The 22,649-nt window shown below is 66.4% G+C and carries 22 protein-coding genes; 12 read left to right on the top strand and 10 right to left on the bottom strand.

Going from position 1 to position 22,649, the window contains the following annotated elements:
- Window position 1 precedes the first annotated feature (1 nt).
- From O3669_RS01545 to O3669_RS01560, 4 genes are all read left to right on the top strand, one after another.
- Window positions 2-1,243, top strand: a complete 1,242-nt coding sequence (locus tag O3669_RS01545; protein ID WP_371523371.1) for a methyltransferase — start codon at window positions 2-4, stop codon at window positions 1,241-1,243.
- A 65-nt stretch (window positions 1,244-1,308) separates the two neighbouring features.
- On the top strand, window positions 1,309-2,478 hold the full coding sequence (locus O3669_RS01550) for a glutamate--cysteine ligase (protein ID WP_371523372.1): 1,170 nt from the start codon (window positions 1,309-1,311) through the stop codon (window positions 2,476-2,478).
- 165 nt (window positions 2,479-2,643) lie between these two features.
- Window positions 2,644-5,340: a bifunctional lysylphosphatidylglycerol flippase/synthetase MprF gene (locus O3669_RS01555; protein ID WP_371523373.1), complete on the top strand. Its 2,697-nt coding sequence runs from the start codon at window positions 2,644-2,646 to the stop codon at window positions 5,338-5,340.
- Between the two features lie 2 nt (window positions 5,341-5,342).
- Window positions 5,343-6,908, top strand: coding sequence for an esterase family protein (locus tag O3669_RS01560; protein ID WP_295919797.1), 1,566 nt, complete (start codon window positions 5,343-5,345; stop codon window positions 6,906-6,908).
- Window positions 6,909-6,923: 15 nt separating this feature from the next.
- On the opposite strand, the gene tsaD is transcribed toward O3669_RS01560, so the two are convergent.
- The 10 genes from tsaD to O3669_RS01610 all read right to left on the bottom strand — a co-directional run bounded on the left by tsaD (window position 6,924) and on the right by O3669_RS01610 (window position 16,982).
- Window positions 6,924-7,979, bottom strand: coding sequence for a tRNA (adenosine(37)-N6)-threonylcarbamoyltransferase complex transferase subunit TsaD (gene tsaD / locus O3669_RS01565; RefSeq protein WP_295919795.1), 1,056 nt, complete (start codon window positions 7,977-7,979; stop codon window positions 6,924-6,926).
- A gap of 80 nt (window positions 7,980-8,059) precedes the next feature.
- A complete protein-coding gene (locus tag O3669_RS01570) occupies window positions 8,060-8,299 on the bottom strand; it encodes a hypothetical protein (RefSeq protein ID WP_295919793.1) in 240 nt (79 codons plus the stop codon).
- Between the two features lie 151 nt (window positions 8,300-8,450).
- Window positions 8,451-9,194, bottom strand: coding sequence for a succinate dehydrogenase/fumarate reductase iron-sulfur subunit (locus O3669_RS01575; RefSeq protein WP_295919790.1), 744 nt, complete (start codon window positions 9,192-9,194; stop codon window positions 8,451-8,453).
- The gene (locus O3669_RS01580) at window positions 9,191-11,170 is read right to left on the bottom strand and encodes a fumarate reductase/succinate dehydrogenase flavoprotein subunit (RefSeq protein WP_315282677.1); all 1,980 of its coding nucleotides are present in this window, start codon (window positions 11,168-11,170) and stop codon (window positions 9,191-9,193) included. Before O3669_RS01580 ends, O3669_RS01575 begins: the two co-directional genes overlap by 4 nt.
- A gap of 16 nt (window positions 11,171-11,186) precedes the next feature.
- Complete coding sequence (locus O3669_RS01585) at window positions 11,187-11,900, bottom strand: succinate dehydrogenase cytochrome b subunit (RefSeq protein WP_371523374.1); 714 nt, start codon at window positions 11,898-11,900, stop codon at window positions 11,187-11,189.
- 204 nt (window positions 11,901-12,104) lie between these two features.
- Entirely contained in the window at window positions 12,105-12,581 is a 477-nt protein-coding gene (gene rimI, locus O3669_RS01590; RefSeq protein ID WP_371523375.1) for a ribosomal protein S18-alanine N-acetyltransferase, read from the bottom strand.
- Window positions 12,578-13,273 (bottom strand): tRNA (adenosine(37)-N6)-threonylcarbamoyltransferase complex dimerization subunit type 1 TsaB, encoded by a 696-nt coding sequence (gene tsaB, locus O3669_RS01595; RefSeq protein ID WP_371523376.1) that lies wholly within the window; start codon window positions 13,271-13,273, stop codon window positions 12,578-12,580. Before tsaB ends, rimI begins: the two co-directional genes overlap by 4 nt.
- Before the next feature lie 9 nt (window positions 13,274-13,282).
- On the bottom strand, window positions 13,283-13,915 hold the full coding sequence (gene tsaE, locus O3669_RS01600; protein WP_371523378.1) for a tRNA (adenosine(37)-N6)-threonylcarbamoyltransferase complex ATPase subunit type 1 TsaE: 633 nt from the start codon (window positions 13,913-13,915) through the stop codon (window positions 13,283-13,285).
- Complete coding sequence (alr, locus tag O3669_RS01605) at window positions 13,908-15,182, bottom strand: alanine racemase (protein ID WP_371523379.1); 1,275 nt, start codon at window positions 15,180-15,182, stop codon at window positions 13,908-13,910. The genes tsaE and alr overlap by 8 nt, the downstream gene beginning before the upstream one ends.
- Window positions 15,183-15,236: 54 nt before the next feature.
- Window positions 15,237-16,982, bottom strand: a complete 1,746-nt coding sequence (locus tag O3669_RS01610) for a bifunctional ADP-dependent NAD(P)H-hydrate dehydratase/NAD(P)H-hydrate epimerase (protein WP_371523381.1) — start codon at window positions 16,980-16,982, stop codon at window positions 15,237-15,239.
- A gap of 880 nt (window positions 16,983-17,862) precedes the next feature.
- Here O3669_RS01610 and O3669_RS01615 point away from each other — a divergent pair.
- The 8 genes from O3669_RS01615 (at window position 17,863) to O3669_RS01650 (ending at window position 22,621) form a co-directional block, all read left to right on the top strand.
- Window positions 17,863-18,615 (top strand): hypothetical protein, encoded by a 753-nt coding sequence (locus tag O3669_RS01615; RefSeq protein WP_314769848.1) that lies wholly within the window; start codon window positions 17,863-17,865, stop codon window positions 18,613-18,615.
- A gap of 193 nt (window positions 18,616-18,808) precedes the next feature.
- Window positions 18,809-19,045, top strand: coding sequence for a hypothetical protein (locus O3669_RS01620; protein WP_371523383.1), 237 nt, complete (start codon window positions 18,809-18,811; stop codon window positions 19,043-19,045).
- Window positions 19,042-19,320 carry a hypothetical protein gene (locus O3669_RS01625; RefSeq protein ID WP_295920531.1) on the top strand — a complete coding sequence of 93 codons (279 nt, stop codon included), beginning with the start codon at window positions 19,042-19,044 and terminating at the stop codon, window positions 19,318-19,320. The genes O3669_RS01620 and O3669_RS01625 overlap by 4 nt, the downstream gene beginning before the upstream one ends.
- A 147-nt stretch (window positions 19,321-19,467) precedes the next feature.
- Window positions 19,468-20,652 carry a hypothetical protein gene (locus tag O3669_RS01630; protein WP_371523385.1) on the top strand — a complete coding sequence of 395 codons (1,185 nt, stop codon included), beginning with the start codon at window positions 19,468-19,470 and terminating at the stop codon, window positions 20,650-20,652.
- A 115-nt stretch (window positions 20,653-20,767) separates the two neighbouring features.
- Window positions 20,768-21,079 carry a hypothetical protein gene (locus O3669_RS01635; protein WP_371523386.1) on the top strand — a complete coding sequence of 104 codons (312 nt, stop codon included), beginning with the start codon at window positions 20,768-20,770 and terminating at the stop codon, window positions 21,077-21,079.
- Window positions 21,076-21,555, top strand: a complete 480-nt coding sequence (locus O3669_RS01640; protein ID WP_295920527.1) for a hypothetical protein — start codon at window positions 21,076-21,078, stop codon at window positions 21,553-21,555. Before O3669_RS01635 ends, O3669_RS01640 begins: the two co-directional genes overlap by 4 nt.
- Window positions 21,552-22,325, top strand: a complete 774-nt coding sequence (locus tag O3669_RS01645; protein ID WP_295920525.1) for a hypothetical protein — start codon at window positions 21,552-21,554, stop codon at window positions 22,323-22,325. The genes O3669_RS01640 and O3669_RS01645 overlap by 4 nt, the downstream gene beginning before the upstream one ends.
- Window positions 22,322-22,621: a hypothetical protein gene (locus tag O3669_RS01650; RefSeq protein ID WP_295920524.1), complete on the top strand. Its 300-nt coding sequence runs from the start codon at window positions 22,322-22,324 to the stop codon at window positions 22,619-22,621. Before O3669_RS01645 ends, O3669_RS01650 begins: the two co-directional genes overlap by 4 nt.
- Window positions 22,622-22,649: the final 28 nt, after the last annotated feature.

Genomic DNA, 22,649 nt, shown 5'->3' on the forward strand with positions numbered 1-22,649 from the left:
CGTGAGCACCCTGACCCCGATCCTGTCCTCTCCCGGCTGGGAGCTGCTGGAGTCCCTGCAAGCACGCCTGGAGTCCCAGCCGATGCCGCTGCGTGAGCTGGGCGCGGCGTTGCGAGCGTCGGGCGTCGAGGCCGAGCTGGCCGCCGCAGTTGTGACACAGTTGGCGTTGCGCCAGGCTGCGCGCAAGAAGTTCGGGCCGGTGGCCACCCACATGGTGTTCACGCGCGATGGGCTGGAGCAGGCGACGCGCCTGGTGGTGGCCGCGCGCCACGCTCAGCGCTTCCGCGCCAGCGGGGCGACGCGCGTGGCGGACCTGGGATGCGGGATCGGTGGGGATGCGCTGGCGATCGCGGGCCTGGGCCTGGATGTGCTGGCGGTGGACATCGATCCGGACGCGGCGGGTGCCGTGGCCGCGAACCTGCGGGATTTCGAGGGCGCGCAGGTGCGCCTGGGCGACGTCATGGACGTGGATGTTGAGGAGCTGGCGGGCGAGGGCGTGGACGCGATCTTCGCCGATCCCGCCCGGCGCACGGGCGCTTCGCGGGGATCGGCGCGCATTACGAATCCGGAGCAGTGGTCTCCTCCCCTGTCCGCGGTCCTCGGGTGGGCGCGCACGATTGAGCGTGTGGGCGTCAAGGTGGCGCCGGGCATCGCCTACGACTTCATTCCCGCCGATTGGCACGCGCAGTGGGTGAGCGTGGGCGGGGACCTCGTCGAGGCCTCCCTGTGGTCTCCTGCGCTCGCGCCGGAGGGGCGGGGCCGCTCCTGCCTGCTCCTGGACGAGGCCGGGGCAGCCCACGCGCTCTCCTCTCCCGAGGGGATGGCAGCGAATACGCCCGCCGAGTCCGTGGAGGTCGCCCCGCTCGGGGCTATTGTCGCCGAGGCGGACCCGGCGGTGATCCGTTCGGGCCTGCTGGGCGTGCTCGCACGCCAGTGCGGGGCGGGCATCGTGTCGGAGAAGATCGCCTACCTGACGGGCGACGATCTGCCGCCCAGTCCCTTCTACGATCGCTTCGAGATTCTCGAGGTGACAAACTTGCGGGCCAAGGCCATCGCCGCCGCTCTCAAATCCCGAGACGCGGGCAGCGTGGAGATTAAGAAGCGCGGCGCGGACATCAATCCTGATGACCTGCGTAAAGCTCTCAAGCTTCGCGGCGGCAGCGCTCAGCTGACGGTCATTGCGACGCGTCTTGCCGGTCGCCACCGGGCGATTATCTGCAGGCGGTTGCCCGAAAACCTGTAAGGAAGCTCTCCGCCGTCCCAGCGCGCCCGACTGACACAATGGAGGCAATCAGCGAAAGGATCGTCATGACCTTGCCCTTCGGTTCCTCCCAACGTTCCACGATCGGTGTCGAGTGGGAGCTCCAGCTCGTCGACCGCGACTCGCACGACCTGCGTCAGAGCGCGGACGCGATCATCGACCGCGCCACGGTCAACGGCCAGCTCTACCCCGGCATTCACCGAGAGATGCTCCTGAACACGATCGAGGTCGTGTCCAAGCCGCGCTCGACCGTCGCCGAGTGCGTTGCGGACCTGACGGGCTGCGTTGATTTCCTGCGGCCCCTGGCCTCGGACCTGCGGATCGACCTGGCCACCGCAGGCACGCACCCCTTCGCCCGCCCGGGGCGCCAGCGCGTGACCGACTCGGAGCGTTACGCCCAGCTGGTGGAGCGCACCGCCTACTGGGGCCACCAGATGCTGCTCTACGGCGTCCACGTGCACGTCGGCGTCGAAGACCGCGCGAAGATCCTGCCCATCCAGGCAGCTCTGACCGCTCACCTGGGTCACCTCCAGGCCATCTCCGCGTCCTCCCCGTTCTGGGCGGGCCAGGACACGGGGTACGCGTCCAACCGCGCGATGGTCTTCCAGCAGCTGCCCACCGCCGGCATCCCGCGACAGTTCGAGACGTGGGAGGACCTGGAGGCCTACACGGACGACATGATCAGCACGGGCGTCATCGAGGGATTTGACGAGGTCCGCTGGGACATCCGCCCCTCGCCTGCCTTTGGCACGATCGAGAACCGCGTGTTCGACGCGGCGACGAACGCGACCGAGGTCGGCACCTTCGCGGCCTTGACCCACGTCCTCGTCGAGCACTTCTCGCGCCTGTTCGATGCCGGCGAGCCGCTGCCCTCTCTGCCGGATTGGTTCGTCGCCGAAAACAAGTGGCGCTCGGCCCGATACGGCATGGACGCGACCCTCATTGTCTCGCGCGACGGCGCGACTGAGAGCGCCCGCGACGGTATCGCGCGCCTGCGCGAGGAGCTGGCTCCCGTGGCCGCCGACCTGGGATGCGCCCGCGAGTTCGCGGGCCTGGACACGATCCTGACGATCGGCGCCTCCTACGAGCGCCAGCGTTCGGTCGCCGCGGCCGCCCGACCCGGCCAGGGCCTCGACGCCGTCGTGGACCTCATGCGCGCCGAGATGGCCGCGGGGCGTCCCCTGGCCCTCGCGGAGTTCGCGACGCTCAACGCCTGAGAGCGCCACACCAGCCCGCGCATCAACGCCCGCGCAACCTCAACGCCTCGGCCCGGCCACGCTTCGTGGCTGGGCCGAGCGCTTCCCAGCCGATTCTCAGCCCATTGTCAGATCGCAGTAGTATCCTGTGCTGCGGAAAATGGTACGGCCTGAGAGGACACCATCGTGGCGCAGGAAGAATTTGAGTCACCCCACGCCGAGCCCGAACAGCGCGCGGCACGTCTGCGCATGATCGGCACCCCACTTGCGGCGACGCTGCGAACCTTCTGGCTCCTGATCTCCTCGCTCGCGCGCCTGACGGTGCGCTGGCTCTCCCACGCCCCGGCCACCGCCGTCGTCACGGTCGTCCTGAGCGTCTTGTCCGCCTCGTACCTGGTGTGGCGCGACCAGTTCAGCGTCCTTGAGGCCAGCCCCTCCCCCTCCCCCTCCCACTGGTGGTCGATTTTCTCCTCGGTCGGCGCGGTTCCCGGCCATTTCCTGGCCACGGCGCTCCTGGGCATCGGCGCCATGATCCTCGCTGGCGGCGCGGCCGAACGCCATCTGGGCACGCGCACCTGGGTGACCGCGGCGCTGGCGGGCCAGGTCCTGGGCGTGACCGCGACGTGGGCAACCCTGCCGCTCCTCAAGCGCACGATCGCCGATTGGGGCCAGGCGATCGGCGAGGGAACCCTGTGGGGGACGAGCCTGATCCTCGTGGCCCTAGTGGGCGCGGCCGTGCAGTCCCTGGGGTCGCGCTGGCGTTGGAGGGCCCGCTTCCTCCTCATCGGAGTCCTCGTATTGTCGGCAGCCATCCTCGGATCAGCGATCTCCTACGCGCGCGTGTGGGCGCTCCTGGCCGGCATGGTCGCCGCGCGCCTGGTCGGCGTGCGCGGCTCCGAGGACGACACCGACGACGAGGTGACCCTCGGGCGCCAATTCGCCTCGATCGCCGCCCTGTGCTGGGCGTGCGCGGCGGCTCTCACCGTCGTCTCGGCCGCACCCGAAGGCCCGCTCGCGCAGATGCGCTGGTCACTGGGGCCGGCCTGGTGGCTCGAGGGCCGCACGGGCGTCATCACGACCCTCCTGTGCCTGGCGCCCATCACACTCCAGCTAGTCTTCGCCTACGGCCTGCGTAGGGGGCGCCGCCTCGCCTACGTCGGGACGCTCATCCTGCAGGGTATCCTCGGCATCTCGACGGTGACGTCAACCACCGTCGAGCTTCTCGCGTGGAACGGCCCGGACGATCCCCTGCGCCCCGAGGTGAGCACGGCCGCCGCCCTGCTGCTCATGCCCGTCCTCCTCAACGTGACGCTGTGCGCCATTACCTGGTGGGTGCGCCGCTCTTTCACGATCCACGCCGCGCCCTCGACAACGTCGACCCTGCTGCGTCGCTGGCTCATTCTCATGGTCGTGTGCGCGGCCGTGGTATTCGTGCTCGGGCTACTCACGAGTGACTCGTTTATTCCCTTCTCCGCGCTGGCCTCGGGCGAGGATTTATCGGACGCTCCCAACGCGACGCCACTGCAGGTATTCCACGACTACGTCCTCGTTCTCCTGCCCACTGCGACCGCCTCGATTTTCGAACCCACGCTCGTTCCCATGACTCTCCTGGCCGAGGCGCCCGTCCTGTGGACGCCGCTCGTCGCGTGGGTCGGCACGCTGTTCCTGGTGCTGCGCGCGCTCCTGGCTCTGCCCCGCGTGCCCGCCTCCTCCCCGGTCGACGACCTCATCCCCCTCCTACGCGAGCACGGGGCCAACACCCTCGGGTGGATGCAGACCTGGGAAGGCAATCAGGTGTGGGTCTCTCCCTTCGACGAGGCCGGGGTCGCCTACCGCGGGGCCGGCGGCGTCGCGCTGACCGTCACGGACCTCGCCTACGAGGAGGGAACGGCCTCGCGGGCCATCGCCGAGTTCTCCTCCTTCACCGCCTCCGCGGGCCTGACGCCCGCACTCTACTCGATCCACGAGGACCTCGCGCAGGCCGCCCGGCGCGACGGCTGGACAATCATGCAGGTCGCCGAGGAATCGCTCCTCGACCTGCCCGGCCTCGCGTTCAAAGGCAAGGCCTACCAGGACGTGCGCACCGCCATGAACCACGCGGCGCGCGAGGGTGTCGAGGCCCACTGGACCACGTGGGAGGAGTGCCCGCAGGGCTGGAAGGACCAGATCACCGTCATTTCGCAGGGGTGGAGCTCCGACAAGGCCCTGCCGGAAATGGGCTTCACGCTCGGCGGCGTTCGCGAGCTCGCGGTCCCAGAGACACGCATTCTCGTCGCAGTCGACTCCCAGTCAACGATTCACGCCGTCACCTCATGGCTGCCTGTATACCGGGGCGGCCAGGTCGTCGGCCTCACCCTGGACGTCATGCGCAGGCGCACCCAGGGGTGGCGCCCCGCCATCGAGTTCCTCATCGGCAAGGCGGCCCTGTCCGCCCAGGAGGAGGGCCTCGAATTCCTGTCCCTATCGGGCGCGCCCCTCACCCGCTCCGCCGACGACACCTCCGTGTTCGGCCCACTCATCGACGCGCTGGCGGCCATCATGGAGCCCCTCTACGGTTTCACGTCGCTGCACGCCTTCAAACGCAAGTTCAAGCCGCGCACGCAGCCCCTCTACCTGGCCGTGCCTGACCCCGCCTCCCTGGCAACCGTGGGCCTGGCCATTTCGCACGCCTACGTGCCCCACGTGTCCCCCACGCAAACCCTCACGCTGCTCGCCTCCGTCAGCGCTGGCCTCGCCAAACTCGCGGCAAAAGGCGTGGGTGACCTGCGCTCGGCCCACGCCGCTCGCGCTGCCTCACCGAAGGCGCCAACCCCGGCCTCGCCCGGCCCTGACAATACACGCGAGGCCGCCACGGCCTCGTCCAGCGCTTCCACGAAGGAATGACGATGTCTTTTCTTGGCTCTCTGTCCCTGACGTCAGCACGCACCCTCGCGGTCTTCGCAGCCCTGGCGGCCCTGTCTCTCCTGGCGGGGGCGTTCCTCCTGCCGCGGTGGGCTCCCAGGCGCTTTCCGCGCCGCACGAGGCATTGGCTGGCTCGCACGGTCCTCATCCTCGCGCCGATCCTCCTTGTGACTGCTTCGGGCGCGCTCGTCCTCAACCGTTCCCTCGGCCTTGTCAAGACAAGCGGCGACCTGGCGGAACTCATTGCCTCCAACGTCGAGGAACCGGCAGCCGAGTCTGGTGGCGAGGTCACGATCGGCGACCAGCCGATCGCGTCATCCAGCCTCGACGCGACCTTCACCAGGACCGAGGACGGGATGCTCACCACCACGTGGACGGGCCCGATCAGCGGCATCACGCTACCCGTCTTCGTCATCGCGCCACGCGACTACTCCCCCACCGACGGCAAGACCTACGCGGTCATCGAGCTGTTGCACGGCTACCCGGGCGAAGCCGACGGCACCACGCAGGGCGCCCACGTCCAGGAAGCCCTCGACAACGCCATCGACGCCGGGATCATCCCGCCCACCATCATCGTCGCCCCCTCCCTGAGCGTCGACGAAGAAGCACACGACTGCGCGGACATTGAGGGACGCCCCGCCGTCTACACGTGGTCCGCGCACGAAATCCCCGCGTTCATCCGCCACAATTTCCCCAACACCTCCGACAAGCGCGACGCATGGATGCTCGGCGGTTTCTCCGCGGGCGCCTACTGCGCGGTGTGGACGGCGATGCGCACACCCCAAACCTTCGGCGCAGCCGCCTCCCTCTCCGGCTATGACACGCAGATCGAAGGGCAGATGACGAATCTCGGCGACCAGTACCTGGCGGATAACACCCTCTCCACGATGCTGGCCAAGAGGGTCCCCGACGGGCTGCGCATCTACGCGATGGCCGCCGCAGACGACGGGGCCGGCGGCGCCCCCGCCGCCGTTGCGATGGCGAAGGCCGTCAAGGCTCCCGACACCGTGACGACCGACATCCCGCCCACCGGCGGGCACGCCGGGCCCCTGTGGCGCGAGCACATCCCGACGATGCTGGCGTGGTGGGGTTCCTCCGACGCGGTAGCCACCGCCGTGGGGGCTGCCCCGACGGCGGCGACCGCGCTGGCATCCGAAGCCTACGCCTCCATCGTGCCGGCCACAAACGTCACGCACTCCGTGCGACCGACGGCCCCCAACGGCGCGGCCACCCTCGCCATCCTGGCGCTGCTGTCCGCAATGAGCCTGACGATCACGTGGCGTTTCGCGGGCTCGTGGCGCGCCCTCCTGGCCGGGGACGAGCAGGACTGGGCGCGCGAATCGCGCCTCTTCCGCCTGCCAATGCCGCGCATCATTGCCCGCATGCCGGGCGCGGTCTCCTCCTGCGTCACCTACCTGGCGCGGCTGACCTCCCTCGCCTTCACGTCACTGGCCTGCGCCGCCTTCATCGGGGTGTGCGCCAACATGGCGGGCGGCTTTTACACCTCGTGGTCCTCGGTCGCCGAGTCCTTCATGGAGGGCCTGCGCTGAGAGGGCCCCTGCTGCTCAGGCGCGCGGGGGAACGTAGGTCGTCGTCAGCTCCATGCCGGAATCCGGGGAGAAATCCCAGTCCGACGGGGGCAGGCCCGCCGCGACCAGCTCCGATCCGATGGCCGCGATCTGCGCGCCGTTGTCCGTGCAGAAACGCAGCGGGGGCATGCGCACCTGGACACCGGCCGCCGCAGCCCGCTCGGTGAGTAGAGCGCGCAGGCGCGAGTTCGCGGAAAAACCGCCGCCCACGACGATCGTGTCGCAGCCGGTGTCCAGCGCCGCGCGCACGGCCTTGGCGGTCAGGGAATCGTTGACGGCCTCGGAGAACGCGGCGCACACGTTTTCCTTGCTGACGACCTCACCGCGGGCGTTCGCGCCCTCGATGTAGCGGGCCACCGCGGTCTTGAGGCCCGAGAACGAAAAGTCGTACTTGTGGCGCTCCTTGTCCTTGCCGGCGGCCAGGCCGCGCGGGAAGCGGATCGCCTCGCGGTCGCCCTGCTGGGAGAGTCGATCCACGTGGGGGCCGCCCGGGTAGGGCAGGTCGAGCAGTCGCCCGACCTTGTCGAAGGCCTCGCCCGCAGCATCGTCGAGGGTGCCGCCCAGCTCGACAACGTCGGTCGCGATGTTCCGGATCTCCAGGATGTTCGAGTGTCCGCCGGACACAACCAGCCCGATGAAGTGCTCGGGCAGCGGGCCGTCCGCCAGCTTGTCGACCGCGAGGTGCCCGATCACGTGGTTGACGCCGTACAGGGGCTTGCCCAGCGACGAGGCCAGGGCCTTGGCCGCGCAGATACCCACCGTCAGCGAACCGACCAGGCCGGGCCCCGCAGCGACCGCGATCGCATCCACGTCAGCCAGGGGCACCCCGGCCTCGTCGAGGGCGGCGTCCAGCGTGGGCAGGAAAGACTCCAGGTGCGCGCGCGACGCAATCTCCGGGATGATGCCGCCGTAGCGGGCATACTCGTCCATCGACGTGGCCGTACGGTCGACCAGTAGCTGCGTGCCGCGCACGAGGCCGACGCCCGTCTCGTCACACGTTGACTCAATACCAAGGACCAGGGGTTCACTCACGCCCTCTAGTCTAAGTCGGCGCGCACGAGGACGCCGCGCGCACGCGGCGAGCGCGCGGCGTGTGCATTCGAGTCCGAGTCTTAGTCCTGCCCGGTCCGCTTGTTCGCAATGAGCATCGCGACGCCCGCGACAGCGGCCACAAGCAGCGACCACGGGATAAGCGAATCGGCGACGGGCTTGATGGTCGGGGGCCCGAAGACGACCCCCAAAACCAACAGAACCGACAGGATCACGAAGGTAAGCATCGCGCCGATCGCGACCGTCGCGCTGACCCAGTAGCGGCGCGTGTGCGTATTCGGGCCGGTCTCATCAAATTGCATGGCAAGCTCCTCTCTGAGCCCCACTGATGTCACCATGATACGCCGCAGATCACAGTGTTGGTGGGCGCTTGACGAGGGGATCATCGCGGGCCGAGGACGCAAAGGGGCCCGGCGCACGTGCGTGCGCCGGGCCCCTGGCCACTCGGGCGGATCAGACGCCCTTGAAGGCGGCCTTTCCGAGCTGGCGGTTCAGGTTTGCGATCACGTCAAGCGGGATCTGCTTGGGGCAGACCTCAGCACACTCGCCGATGTTCGAGCAGGAACCGAAGCCCTCCTCGTCCATCTGGTTGAGCATGCCCACCACGCGCTTGTAGTTCTCGGGCTTGCCCTGCGGGAGCAGGCCGAGGTGTGTGACCTTCGCGGAGGTGAAGAGCATCGCGGACGCGTTCGGGCAGGCAGCCACGCACGCACCACAGCCGATGCACGCGGCGGCCTCGAACGCGCGATCCGCGTCCTGCTTCGGGACCGGGGTCGCGTGCGCGTCGGGGGCCGCGCCCGTGTTGACGGAGATGTAGCCGCCGGCCTGGATGATGCGGTCCAGGGCGGAGCGGTTCACCACCAGGTCCTTGATGATCGGGAAGCCCGACGCGCGCCACGGCTCGATCGTGATGACGTCGCCATCCTTGAAGGAACGCATGTGCAGCTGGCAGGTCGTGGTGACCTCCGGGCCGTGAGCGATGCCGTTGATGACGATGCCACACTGACCACAGATGCCCTCGCGGCAGTCGGAGTCGAAGGCGATGGGTTCCTCGCCGCGGGCGAAGAGCTCTTCGTTCAGAACGTCGAGCATCTCCAGGAACGAGGACTCGTCCGAGATTCCCTTCACCTGGTATTCATGAATTGCGCCCTTGTCGTTCGGACCGTTTTGGCGCCAGATCCTCAGTGTCAGGTTCACTTGTAGCTCCGCTGCTTCAGCTCGATGTCGTTGTAAATCAGGTCTTCCTTGTGGAGGATCGGGGCCTCGCCGTCACCGGCGAACTCCCAGGCCGCCACGTACAGGAACTTGTCGTCGTGACGCAGGGCCTCACCCTCGGGAGTCTGGGACTCCGCGCGGAAGTGGCCGCCACACGACTCTTCACGGTGCAGGGCGTCGATGCACATAAGCTCGCCCAGCTCCATGAAGTCGGCGACGCGGCCAGCCCTCTCGAGGGACTGGTTGAGTTCGCCGATCGACTTGCCGGGAACGCGAACGTTCTTCCAGAAGTCGGCGCGCAGCTCGCGGATCATACCGATCGCCTTCTTCAGGCCGTCCTCGGTACGCTCCATGCCGCAGTACTCCCACATGATCTTGCCCAGCTCCTTGTGGAACGAGTCCACGGAGCGGGTGCCGTTGATCGACATGAGGGTATCGATGCGGTTCTGAGCCGAGTCGAGGGCCTCCTTGACGGACGGCGAGTTCTTGTCGAGCTTGGGCAGGTGGAAGCAGTGCGCCAGGTAGTCGTTGACCGTGTTGGGCAGGACGAAGTAGCCGTCCGACAGGCCCTGCATGAGCGCCGAGGCACCCAGGCGGTTCGCGCCGTGATCGGAGAAGTTCGCCTCGCCGGCCACGTACAGGCCGGGCAGGTTCGACTCGAGGTCGTAGTCAACCCACAGGCCACCCATGGTGTAGTGAACGGCCGGGTAGATGCGCATGGGGACCTCGTAGGGGTTGTCGCCCGTGATGCGCTCGTACATGTCGAACAGGTTGCCGTACTTGGCGGACACGGCGGCCATGCCCATGCGCTGGATCGCGTCGGAGAAGTCGAGGTAGACGCCGCGGGCGACACCGTCGATCTTCGGGCCGACACCGCGGCCCTCGTCGCACATGTTCTTGGCCTGACGCGACGCAATGTCGCGGGGCACGAGGTTACCGAAGGAGGGGTAGATGCGCTCCAGGTAGTAGTCGCGATCCTCTTCGGCGATCTGACGCGGGTCCTTCTCGCAGTCCTCGGCGCGCTTGGGCACCCAGATGCGGCCGTCGTTACGCAGCGACTCCGACATCAGGGTCAGCTTCGACTGCTGGTCGCCGTGCTGGGGGATGCACGTCGGGTGAATCTGCGTGAAGCAGGGGTTACCGAAGTAGGCACCCTTGCGGTAGGCGCGCCAGATGGCGGTGCCGTTGCAGCCCATGGCGTTGGTCGACAGGAAGAAGACGTTGCCGTAGCCGCCGGTGGCCAGGATGACCGCGTCGGCGATGAAGGTCTGGAGTTCGCCGGTGGACATGTCGCGGGCGATAATGCCGCGCGCCTTGCCGTCGTCGACGATGAGTTCGACCATCTCGTGGCGGGAGTACTCCTTGACGGTGCCGGCCGCGACCTGACGCTCGAGCGCCTGGTAGGCGCCGATCAGCAGCTGCTGACCGGTCTGGCCACGCGCGTAGAACGTACGGGAGACCTGCACGCCGCCGAAGGAGCGGTTGTCGAGGAGGCCGCCGTACTCGCGGGCGAAGGGAACGCCCTGCGCGACGCACTGGTCGATGATGTTGGCGCTCACCTCGGCGAGGCGGTAGACGTTGTCCTCACGGGCGCGGTAGTCGCCGCCCTTGACCGTGTCGTAGAAGAGACGGTAGACGGAGTCGTTGTCGTTGCGGTAGTTCTTCGCGGCGTTGATACCACCCTGCGCGGCGATGGAGTGCGCGCGGCGGGCGGAGTCTTGGTAGAAGAAGCAGTCGACGTTGTAACCCATTTCGCCGAGCGAGGCGGCGGCGGCGCCGCCCGCGAGGCCGGATCCGACGATGATGACGCGCAGCTTACGGCGGTTGGCCGGGTTCACCAGCGCTGCGTTGAACTTACGCTGCTCCCAGCGGCGGTCGATCGGAACGTCGTGGGGAGCCTTCGCGTCGGCGATCTTCTCGCCTTCACGGTAGAGGCCGTGGATGAGTGTATCGGTCATGATTGCGTGCCCTTCCTCAGTGGATCAAGCCGGTGACGATGGCAACGGGCGGGGCCATGAACATCACGAAGATGACCAGACCGACCAGGCCCGAGAGGAGAACCAGAGGCTTGCGGGTCGCGGAACGCACCCAACCGAGCGACTGGAACATGGACCAGAAGCCGTGGGAGACGTGGATGCAGGCGCAGCCGACGAACACGGCGTAGAGGATCACCAGGACCGGCGACTGGAAGGAGGCGATCATGCGGGCGTAGGGCGTGGTGACGTCAGCGCCGAAGTTCGCGACCTTCGCGGGCAGGCTCACGGTGGTGAAGTGAGCGATGTGGAAGATCAGGACCAGCAGGATGAGGACACCGCTCATACGCATGGTGCGAGCCGCGTAGGAGTCCGAGACGGACTTCTTGACGACGTAGCGGGTGGAGCGGGCGCGACGCGAACGCTTCCAGGTGTAGGCGGCGGCCCACAGGTGGATCACGAGCATCAGCACCATGGCCGCGCGGAAGACCCAGATGAATCCGCCGTGCGGGAAGATCGGCACGAAAGCCTCTTCATGCAGCCAGTGCGCGTAGTCGTTGTAGACCTGCGCGCCCAGGAACATCTTGAGGTTGCCGTAGGAGTGGAACAGCAAGAAGAAAACGAAAACGAAGCCCGAGACGGCCATCAGCTGCTTAATAAAGACGCTGGTGGTCCACGCGCGGCGCTTCTTCGTTGCGACATTTTGAGTGGCCATGGCATGAAGCATATCGGCGCGTTGCCCGGCGGCGGTAGGACGTTGGCACGAGACGGCGCGCGTAGGCTTCTCCCCTGCCCCAGCTTTCCGCTATTTTCCGCCGTTTTTTGCGCGTGGACAATCGGTGTACGCCGCGACATTTTCGGCCCTCTGCGCCTGCCCGAGCGGGGCTGAAAGAGCCGAATAATGTGACACGTATCGTTCCTATTTGGTGGTGGTCTTCGCACCCGCGCGGGTCAGGGGCGCGCGCATTTCGACGGCTTCCTCGACCGGGTTGCGGAAATAGCGCGGCCTACGCCCGATTTCGACGAACCCACGGGAGTTGTACAGGGCGATGGCCCCCTCGTTGGAGGGCCTCACGTCGAGGAAGATTTCGGCGGCGCCGGCCTGGCGTGCCCAGTCGAGGAGCGCGTCGAGGATCGCTCGCCCGACGCCACGGCCTCGGGCCTGGGGTGCGACCCCGATCGTCATGACGTCGGCCTGGTCGCCGCCGACCTTGACGCCGCCGTAGCCGATCGGCGCGCCGGACTCGTCGGCGGCGATCCAGTAGCGCGACGCGGGCGACATCAGTTCGTCGGCCAGCATGAAGGGGGTCCAGGGGTCCTCGGGGAAGGTGAGCGCCTCAAGGTCGACGAGGGCCTCGAGATCATCGAGCGTGGCGAGACGCAGCTGGGTGCTCACAGGCGCGCTGCCGACTGGCCGTGAATGTCGGGGCGGCGCAGGTACAGCGGGTCGGTGCGCAGGCGTTCGTCCTCGCCGCGCCCCAGGCGCGTGGCGACGATCCGGCTCATGACGGCGGGGTCAAGCTCGACCTGGGGGCCGACGTCGACGCGCGCCAGGGCCGAGGCTGAGTGCGCGGGGACGGGCGCTCCGGCAACCACGAGGCCGGGTGCGCTGTGCATGGCAGAGAGCAGGGTGGAGACGTCACCGACTTCGAGGCGCCCTTCGAGGGTGACGTCGTTGGGCCCGGCGGCAACGTAGGAGCCCCAGTAGAGTTCGCGGCGGCGCGCGTCTGCGATCGCGTAGACGCGCATGTCGCGGGCGAGCAGGTCGAGGCCTTGGCGGGCGATGACGTCGAGCGAACAGACCCCGTAAGCCGGAACTCCCGCGACGCGGGCAAGGACACGGGCAGAGACGAGGCCCGAGCGCAGTCCCGTGAAGGGGGCGGGGCCGGTGCCCACGAGGATGCGGTCGATGCCGGCCTCGGCCAGCACAGGGGGCAGGCCGGCGGCGGCGAGGGCATCGCGCACGAGCGGCGTAATAGATTCGGCGTGGTGGCGCACGGAATCGTTGTGGGCGCGGCCGGTGACCCGGCCGTCCTCGAGGATCGCGACGGCGGTGGCTGCTTGGGTGTCCAGGGCTATCTCTCGCACGATGTGATCCTACTCGTCGCGGGTACGCTCGTCGCTGTCAGCGGCGGGCGCGGCTGGGTCAGTATCCGACGAGGCCACCTGGGCCTCGTCAATGCGCGTCCCCCCGTGGGCGGCCACGACGTTCTCAAGGACACCATCCCAGCGGTGTCCGTGCGCGCGCAGGACGATGCGGCGGCGACCGTCGTCCATGTGCTCCAGGTCGATGACGTCGCCGTCGCGCTGGGCTTGCCCGCCGCTGGCGCGGCGCACCTCGATGGCGAGGCGTTCCTCGCTCATGGCTTCGGTTTTGCCGTCGCCCCACTCGACGACGGTGACGGCCTCGTCGAGGGAGGAGTCGAGGTCGAGGGTCTCCAGGTCGCTGAGGTCCGTGATGCGGTAGGCGTCCGCGTGGATGAGGTCCGGCCCTCCGCGAAGGGAGGGGTGGACGCGGGCGACGATGAAGGTCGGGGAAGCGACGCGCCCGCGCACGCCCATGCCGACTCCGATGCCCTGCGTGAGGGTCGTCTTGCCTGCTCCGAGCCCGCCCGAGAGCATGACGAGGTCCCCGGCTACCAGCACGCGCCCGAGATCTTCGCCGAGCGCGCGCGTCTGGTCGGCGTCGCTGGTGTCGATGGCGTAGGTGGCGATGGGCTGATCAGTCATGAGCGGTGCTCCCCTGGGTCGCGGTGGCCTCACCGACGTAGGCGCGGGGGATGTGGGCGCCCAGGCGGGTGACGATTTCGTAGTTAATGGTGTCCGCGGCGTGCGCCCAGTCGTCGGCCAGCGGATCGGAGTCGAGCCCCGCGCCGAAGAGGACAGCAAGGTCTCCGACGGCCGCGGGCGCGTCCCCGCTGCGCGCGGTCGGGGTGCCCGCGTCGCCGTCTGCGGGCCCGAGGTCGACGATGAATTGGTCCATGCACACGCGTCCGATGAGGGGCGCCTCGAGGGGGCCGGACGCGGTGTGGACGGTGACGCGGGCGCGGTTGGAGGCGGAGCGCAGGATGCCGTCGCCGTAGCCGAGGGGAACCAGGCCGACCCAGCGGCGCGTGGGCGCCACCCAGGTCCCGCCGTACGAGGCCGGGGTGCCTTCCTCGATGACCTTGACGGAGGTGAGGGGCGCGCGCAGGGTGAGGGCGGGGACCAGGTTCAGGTCGGTGGCGGAGGCGACGGCGGGGTCGGGGCTGAGGCCGTACAGGCCGATGCCGACGCGCACCATATCGTAGTGCGTCTCGGGGTGCCATAGGATCCCGGAGGTGGCGGCCAGGTGACGGATGCGCGGCGTGATACCCGCGTCGGCCAGGATTGCCAGGCCCTCCTCGAAGATGCGCACGTGGCTGGCGGTCGAGGCGTTGCCCGCCTCGGTGGGGTCGTCAGCGCGAGACATGTGGCTCCACGCGCCCACGACGTCAACGAGGCCGTCTTCCTCGGCCATTTTCAGAGCCGAGGCCAGGGCGGGCAGGTCGGCCAGCGTCGAGCCGGCGCGAGACATTCCTGTGTCGATCTTGACGTGGACGCGCGCAGGGCGGCCAACCGCTCGGGCTGCGGCGCAGATGTCGGCCAGGACCCACGTCCAGGACACAGAGACGTCAATATCGGACTCGATGGCCGCGGCGAAGTCGGAGGAGGAGGTGGAAATCCACGCGAGGAGGGGCGCGTCCGCGCGGGCAACCCCGGCCTCGTCCAGGCCTTCGCGCAGGGTGAAGGCCTCAGCCAGCTGGGCGACACCCAGCCAGTCGGCACCACCCTCAAGCGCTGCGAGCGCGACCGGGAGCAGGCCATGCCCGTAGGCGTTGGCCTTCACGGTGGCGAGCTGAAGCGCGCCGGGGGCGGCAGCCCGCAGGACGCCCAGGTTATGACGAATGGCGGCCAGGTCGACGACCGCTTGTGACGGGTATCCCCGTCCTTGACCGTGTTCGTTCGTGGAAGTCACTCCCCTAGTATCTCACGCGAGCCCGAGCGCGCCGCGCGGGCGCACCCTCCCGCCTCAGAGACCGGGGGCGGCGAGCACTTCGGGGATCGCGTCAGCGATGTCACGCGCCTGAATGGGGGCACGACCGATGTATTCATCGGCGGCCAGCTTCGCCGCGCGACCGTGGAGCCACACGGCAGAGACCAGTCGTTCGGGCGTGACGGCCTGCGGTTGTCCGTTCGGTCCTGGCAGCGCGTGCTCGTCCCTGACGGGGCGGGCGAGGATACCGGCGATCAGGCCAGCCAGGACGTCGCCGCTGCCCGCGACCCCAGCCCACGACGTGGTGGTCGGCGCGACCAGCGTGCAGTCGCAGCGGGTCACGCTGTCCTCCATGCTCTCCAGGTCGGGGAAGCCCAACTCCGGGTTGATGAAGCTGGCGAGCAGCGCCTGATCGCGGAGCATGTCCGCGTATTCGAAGGAACGCACGATGGTCACCGGGCCCTTGAGCACGACGTGGCAACCCGTGGCATCGTGGAGGAGGTTCGCGTAGCGCAGGGGGGCTGCGGCGACCTCATCCCGCTTCGTCGGCGTGCCGAGCCTCGTCAGCAGCCGCGCGGCCTCACCGTGGTGCGGGGTGAGGACGGTGGTCTCGGGGTTGATGGTGTCCGCCAGCTCGGGAATCAGGTCGAGGGCCCCGGCGTCGATGACGAGCGGCACGCCGGATTGGCCGCAGAATTGCGCGAGTTCGAGCGCGTCCTCGCGTCGGTCCTCGTCCAGTCCTGGGCCGATGAGGGCCGCCTGGATGCGCCCGCCCACCATGACGACGCCCGGCTCGGCGGCTAGCACGAGGTCTTGGACGCGGCGGGTGGAGTTCAGGCGGACCATGCCCACGCCGGCCGCGAGCGCGCCGCGTGTGGCGAGCAGGCCGGCGCCGGGGTATGTGTCGGATCCGGCGACGAGGCCGACGACGCCGCGTGCGTACTTGTCGTCGTCAAAGGCCGGGGCTTGAACGAATCGACTACTGCCGGTTCCGTCGTAGAAGTACACCGGGACCTCGCCGCTCGTCTCCTCCGTGTCAGCGGGCGTCAGGCCAACGAGTCCGGTCCACTCCATCTCGATGAGTTCCAAGGCACCACAATACTGCGCGGCGGGCGCCAGGATCTGGGCGCGCTTGAAGCTGCCCACGGCCATCGTGTGCGTGGCACGCATGACGGCGCCCTTCACGCTCCCCTCGTTATCGGTCAGGCCCGAGGGCACGTCAATCGAGACAACTGCAGGGTGGGTGAGGAACGAGAAGTCGTTGAGTTGTTCAACGGCCTCGGCGAGGTTCCCCTTGAGGGTCCCCTTGCCACCGATGCCAACGATGCCGTCGATCCACACTTTCGCGAATGCCACCAGGGCGAGCTGGGGGGAATCAAGAACTGTGGTAATCGAGCCCCCTTTGAGGTCCACGATGGTGACCCCAGCGGTCTTAGCGGCGCGCAGCGCGCGGGAGTGGCGCTTTCGTTTGAGCAGGATCGCCGCGACGTTGAAGCCCATGTCAGCGAGGGTCGCGCATGCGTACAGGGCATCGCCACCGTTGTCGCCCCCTCCGACGAAGGCGACGACGTCCGCCCGCGGGCCGGGGACGGCGGGTTCGTGAGGTTCGGTCAACAGAGGGGGCGTGTCACCGACGAGGCGGGCCACGCGCTGCGCGACCGCGTCGCCGACCTGGCGCATGTACAGGTCTGGGTCATCGATCTCCGCAGCCTCGCGGACAAAGCGCTCTTCGATTGAGCGCGCCTGCTGGAACGTCTGGGCGGGTCCGTCAAAAGTCAACATATCTCCATTGTCACATGCTTTCGCACGCCTCCGCGCATGCTTTCCACTGGGCGCGGCCGTCCAGGATCAACAAACGGTCAATTGCCCCTCACCTGACCAGTTGCTACGCTGCGCGCCTGTCGAGACGTTCTACCGCTTGACATATCGGGCTCTTCGCATTGTGGGGTGTGGGGGTGGTGTTCGAAGCGTCCCGGGGATCGTGGGCAGTGTCGTGGGACGACGACCGAACACAGGAGCTCGCCTCGGGCGCCTCATTAACCAAAACTCGCACGTAATTTGGGTACCCTAACTTTTCATAGGTATCGAGAAAACCGCAGAATTCCAACGATGTGATTTCAATGTTTGAAATACATGTCGGGGAATTACGTGCGACATTTCTGAGGAACCACAACATGAGACGCCACAAAGACCCCAGCAGAAGACAACCCAAGCCCAGCAGACGGAAGACCCCCAAGCAGAAGACAACCCAAGCGGAAGACAACCCAAGCGGAAGACAACTCAAGCACAGAAGACCCCCGCAACCCCGACAGCCGCCACAACCGCCACAAGCACGGGGGCGCTGCACCCGTTATGTGGCGCTGCACCCGTTATGTGGCGGTGCACCCGTTACGTGGCGGTGCACCCGAACAGAAGAGGTGTAATGCCTACAGTTCGGGTGCACTGCCCCAACGCACAAGAACAAACGCGGAACTGGCACACCGAACCACTCACCGCCACACCCCTCCATGCGCAACTGGGCCCTACTGGCGGCAGGATGGGCACGCCGCCCACGCCGCCACCTGCACTCCGGCCCACTCCGGCCCAATCCGACACCTCCTACACCCTTACATGCGAAGAGCCCGTTACCCTCGACGCTTCCGGCTCCTCACAGCAAGATTTCATGTATGGCCTTGCACAATCGGCCCTCAAGAACGCCAAGAGCCTCCAGAAAATGGCCGAGCACGAGTTCGCAACGGCACTCAACGACGTCGACACGACCCTCTGGGAAAAGACGCTGACGAGCCTCATCGATCAACTGAAGGATACATACATTCCCAATCCCGAACGCCCTCTGTCGTCGCTACCGGGCACTATCGGCTCATGGCTTGATCTAACCGCAACAGGGGTGCGAGCAGCCCACGTTTCAGCCTATAACGGGCAATACGTTCGGCCTTCTAACTTCGCAGAGCTATCCCCGTGGGGGAAAACCACTGCGAAGGGCGACCTGTCCAATTGGACGCGATACGCGAGGCACCGCGCGGGCGAGGCTCCGAAGATACCCGGTGCCGTCGAAGGACTCGAAAAGGTCGGCAAGGTAGCCGGTGTCGTCGGCGCCGTCGCAGAAGGCGGCATCAACGCCTACAACTCCTACCAGTCCGACACCATCAACCATCCGGACATGGGTGAAGGTGAGAAGATCACGCGTGCCGGAGTCAGGGGAGTCATGACTGGTGCCGCCAGCTGGGCCGGCGCGACCTACGGCGCGCAGCTGGGAGCCGCGATCGGCGCGGCGGGAGGACCCGTCGGCATTGTCGTCGGAGGCGTCGTCGGAGGTATCGTCGGCGGAGTCGTAGCAAGCAAGGCCGGCGGTGTATTTGCTGATGTGTTTAACGATTACGTGGTGAGTCCCGTCGCCAAGTGGTTTGGAGGATAGCGATATGTGGTTTTCTGTTGCGGGAGCGGTTCTCGGCGCGCTCATTGTCCATGCGTGGTGGCTGGAGACGTACACTGATTCGCCCCTTGCCAGATGGTGGCGGAGGATGTCCGCGGCAATGTCCCCCACGCGCAACGCACAGGCGATGCTGCGTCCCTGCACCGGGCTCATGCTTGTCTTCGGAGGAGTAGCTGTGGTCCTCAAGGAGGTCGGCGCACCGACACCGCTCATTACCCTGTTCGCGTTCCTTGGCTCAGTCCCCCTCGTTATTGGCGTGGTGTACCTGTTGCCCCTGCCGTTGCCTCGTTTTGCTGATCCGTATTATCAGTACTTGAAGCGTCACGGCCTACTGGACGCAACGGGTAAGCCCCTCCCGGATGCAGACATTGAACGCATTCTTGCCGAACGCGAAGGAGATACATCCTCATGACTTGTTCTTATCAGGCTCCTGATCGGTGGTCTGCGTTGCCCGAGGAGGCTTTCGCGGCTATCGCCCCGACTGACTCCCAGTCGGGTACTCGCGTGCTGGGCGGTGCGGTGGGTCCCATCGACACCACGCACAGCTTCGCGGCCACGCTCATGACCGTGGCTTCCACCGTCCCTGACGATCAGGACGACGCGGCGGTCTTGGCCGACTCGGAGGTCGTCGATGGATGCTGGCGCGCCACTCAGTCAGGTAACAAACGTTGCAGACATCGATTGTAGAGCCACAAAACGGAGCCTCGTTCCAGAGCATGGACGTGACCCGCGCCCTGTTTGACAACACGGAGTAGAGTACCGATCGTCAGGGATTGATGCACGACAGGACAATCGGGAGATCCCCATGGAACACACATTCTGTGAGGCAGCACGATGAGTACGCCATCTCCCTCGCCCGGCCCAAACCCGAACGCGGCGCAATCGTTCTCGTGGGCTTTCTCGGTAAAACCCGACGCCGCATCGGCAGCTGATTCTCAGTTCACTACTTTTGACCAGAATCTGACCGACGCCGATATCAACATCCGAGGGGCGAAGGACCTCATGTCGCATCAAAGCGCGATGTGTATCCCGGCCATCACGGACGATTACTCGAATCTCTCCGACGTATGCGCGGACGTAAGCGCGCAAGCCGCGAAGCTTCGTTCAGCCCTTAGTGCTTTCGCGGGCGCGATGGGCGTCGTGCGCGAGAAGTATCAAACGGTCGTCACCAACGCGCAGGCAGGTGGCCTCTCGGTCAGCGGCGACTACACGAATTGCACGGTCACAGTTCAGGAAAACGCGCCGTCGGAGCACAGGAGCTCCTATTACTCCGCTCTCTCGCAGCTCAATTATGCTCAAAGCCTGCACCGTACCGCCGAGCAAGAGTTTTCCACCGCTCTTGCCAACGTGGACACATCCGTGTGGGAGAAAACCCTTCAGGCGCTCATGGAGCAGCTCAAGGGGAGCTACATTCCCAATTCCGAACACCCCGCTGCTTCGACGACGAGTGCCCTAGGCGGCTGGTCTGACCTTGCTAGCAACGTGTGGCGCGCGGGGCACGCGTGGTTCCATAACGGCCACTATGCCCCTCCCGAGGGCTTTGCGCAGTTATCGAAGTGGAAACAGTTCACCGCGAAAGGCGACCTGTCCAACTGGACGCGATACGCGAGGCACCGCGCGGGCGAGGCTCCGAAGATACCCGGTGCCGTCGAAGGACTCGAAAAGGTCGGCAAGGTAGCCGGTGTCGTCGCAGCCGTCGCAGAAGGCGGCATCAACGCCTACAACTCCTACCAGTCCGACACCATCAACCATCCGGACATGGGTGAAGGTGAGAAGATCACGCGTGCCGGAGTCAAGGGGGTTGCGACGGGTGTTGCCAGCTGGGCCGGCGCGACCTACGGCGCGCAGCTGGGGGCCGCGATCGGCGCGGCGGGAGGACCCGTCGGCATTGTCGTCGGAGGAGTCGTGGGCGGCATCGTCGGAGGAGTTGTAACAAGTAAGGTAGCCGACGCAGCGGCTGATTGGTTCAACGACAAAGTAGTCGACGGGGTGTTTAGTTTCTTCGGAAAGAAAAAGTAACGTGATGACTGGAATCGCCTGTCTAGTACTTGGTTGCCTCCTTATTCATGCGTGGTGGCTCGAGACATACACAGACTCGCCGCTTGCCATATCGTGGAGGAGGATGTCTGCGGCAATGTCCCCCACGCGCAGCGCTCAAGCGGTGCTGCGCCCCTGCGTCGGCCTCATGTTCGTCGGCGCCGGATTAGGGATGCTCCTACAGAAGATTGGAGCTCCCACATTCCTCTGGTACTCGTTCGGGGCTGCTGGTCTGCTCGCCCTTGTCATTGGTGTCGTGTATTTGTTGCCGTTTCCTCTGCCTCGTTTTGCTGATCCGTATTATCAGTACTTGAAGCGTCACGGCCTACTAGACGCAACGGGTAAGCCCCTCCCGGATGCAGACATTGAACGCATTCTTGCCGAACGCGAAGGAGATACGTCCTCATGACTTGTTCTTATCAGGCTCCTGATCGGTGGTCTGCGTTGCCCGAGGAGGCTTTCGCTGCCATTACCCCGGCTGGCACGCAGGCAGGCACGCGTGTCCTTGGTGGCTTGGCCGGTCCTCTAGACCCCACTCACAGCTTTGCAGCCACGATCGTAGCCATTGCCTCGTCCATCCCCGACGACCAGGACGACGCGATGGTCCTGGCCGACTCGGCGCGCCTCATCCGTGACACCATCGGCGGTTTCATCATGCTCGAAGACATGGCGTGGCCCGCCGCCCCGCGCGGGTCATTCTTACGCACGGGTATCTACATCGAAGAAACCGTACCCATCACTATGTGCCAGTGGGCGTGGGTCCACCGCACCCAGGGCGGCCAGCGCTTCCTCATCACGGTGACGGCGACGGCAACGACTGACCAGTTTCCCCTCGTCGCCGACGACATCGTCACCATCGTTCCCACCATCGAGGTTGCCCTATGAGCCCCACCGACTCCTTCCGCCCCACCCTGAGCCTGCCCGTCGAGCAGGCTATGTCGTTCCTGTCTCTGGCATCGCGCCGTATCCCCGAGGCTGAGCAGCTCGACACCGCACGTGACCTGAACCTTAGCTCGACAGCCGTTGTCGACGAAAATGCCTTCAGCGAGACCGCACTGGCACTGTGGGAGTCTATGAAACGGGCACGTGCCATCATGACGATGGCGTCCCTGACCCCTACACACCCAACCCACCGTAACCTGCGGATCTGGCTGTCCCGCCCCTACGCGACCGTCGCCCGCGCGCGCGGGGAAAAGATCCACATTTACCGTATCGACACCGAGGAGATTCCCCACGTCGTCGCCGCGAATTCTCCGCTGCGACCGCGCCCCGAGGCCTTCGATGGACCCCCTTATCTGCCCTCTGAGTTCATCGGTGCAGCTACCGACGGCGATCTGGACACCGCACAAGCCATCTTGGAGCACCTCACCACCTTCGGCCCCTCCGACTCCCTCTTCTCCCAGGCCCTGCTCAACCGCCAATGGGAATACACCACCTGGACACGCGACAACATCACCCCCGACGGCCTAATCCCCTGGGCTGCCCTGAATGTCCTTTCCACTCCCTCAGGCTCCTACCTGGTCACCCCGCCACGAGGTGAATCCTCCGGCGAAGAAGCCACCATGGAGCCCGTCCTCCAAACCGTCCTATGGGGCCAACTTGCCCAACTCTTCACGCCCCCCGCCGACGATGCAAAGGGTGGTGAACGCGCATGATTTCGTGGGACTTCGGGGAAGTTAAGAAAGCCCAACAAGACGCCGACGCTGCACAGACGACACTGAATGAGATCACGCTTGATTCACCTGCAACAGGCAGCGAACATCAAGCTTCCCTGGATGAGAAGATCGCCAAGATCACGAAGGCCGCGAGTGACATCGCGCAAATCCTGGGCTTCATACAAGAGGGAATAGATGGCGCGGATAGTGCATTTCGAGAAATCGACGACGAAAATAAAGCCGACATCGAAGCATCCGCACGCTACCTCGAGTCATCCCAGAGAGAGCCCACGTGAGACCATGAGCAACTGGAATAACCCAACG

Origin of the sequence: Pauljensenia sp. 20925_1_34 (genome assembly GCF_041432775.1) — a bacterium.
Taxonomy (GTDB): Bacteria; Actinomycetota; Actinomycetes; order Actinomycetales; family Actinomycetaceae; genus Pauljensenia.

Excerpts from the sequence above, each read along its gene's own strand:
- O3669_RS01640 (WP_295920527.1), top strand. The coding sequence starts at position 21,076 with ATGACTTGTTCTTATCAGGCTCCTGATCGGTGGTCTGCGTTGCCCGAG.
- O3669_RS01615 (WP_314769848.1), top strand. The coding sequence starts at position 17,863 with ATGTATGGCCTTGCACAATCGGCCCTCAAGAACGCCAAGAGCCTCCAG.
- O3669_RS01570 (WP_295919793.1), bottom strand. The coding sequence starts at position 8,299 with ATGCAATTTGATGAGACCGGCCCGAATACGCACACGCGCCGCTACTGG.
- O3669_RS01560 (WP_295919797.1), top strand. The coding sequence starts at position 5,343 with ATGTCTTTTCTTGGCTCTCTGTCCCTGACGTCAGCACGCACCCTCGCG.
- O3669_RS01650 (WP_295920524.1), top strand. The coding sequence starts at position 22,322 with ATGATTTCGTGGGACTTCGGGGAAGTTAAGAAAGCCCAACAAGACGCC.
- O3669_RS01550 (WP_371523372.1), top strand. The coding sequence starts at position 1,309 with ATGACCTTGCCCTTCGGTTCCTCCCAACGTTCCACGATCGGTGTCGAG.
- O3669_RS01635 (WP_371523386.1), top strand. The coding sequence starts at position 20,768 with ATGTCCCCCACGCGCAGCGCTCAAGCGGTGCTGCGCCCCTGCGTCGGC.
- O3669_RS01645 (WP_295920525.1), top strand. The coding sequence starts at position 21,552 with ATGAGCCCCACCGACTCCTTCCGCCCCACCCTGAGCCTGCCCGTCGAG.
- O3669_RS01580 (WP_315282677.1), bottom strand. The coding sequence starts at position 11,170 with ATGACCGATACACTCATCCACGGCCTCTACCGTGAAGGCGAGAAGATC.
- O3669_RS01630 (WP_371523385.1), top strand. The coding sequence starts at position 19,468 with ATGAGTACGCCATCTCCCTCGCCCGGCCCAAACCCGAACGCGGCGCAA.
- tsaE (WP_371523378.1), bottom strand. The coding sequence starts at position 13,915 with ATGACTGATCAGCCCATCGCCACCTACGCCATCGACACCAGCGACGCC.
- O3669_RS01625 (WP_295920531.1), top strand. The coding sequence starts at position 19,042 with ATGACTTGTTCTTATCAGGCTCCTGATCGGTGGTCTGCGTTGCCCGAG.
- O3669_RS01585 (WP_371523374.1), bottom strand. The coding sequence starts at position 11,900 with ATGGCCACTCAAAATGTCGCAACGAAGAAGCGCCGCGCGTGGACCACC.
- O3669_RS01610 (WP_371523381.1), bottom strand. The coding sequence starts at position 16,982 with ATGTTGACTTTTGACGGACCCGCCCAGACGTTCCAGCAGGCGCGCTCA.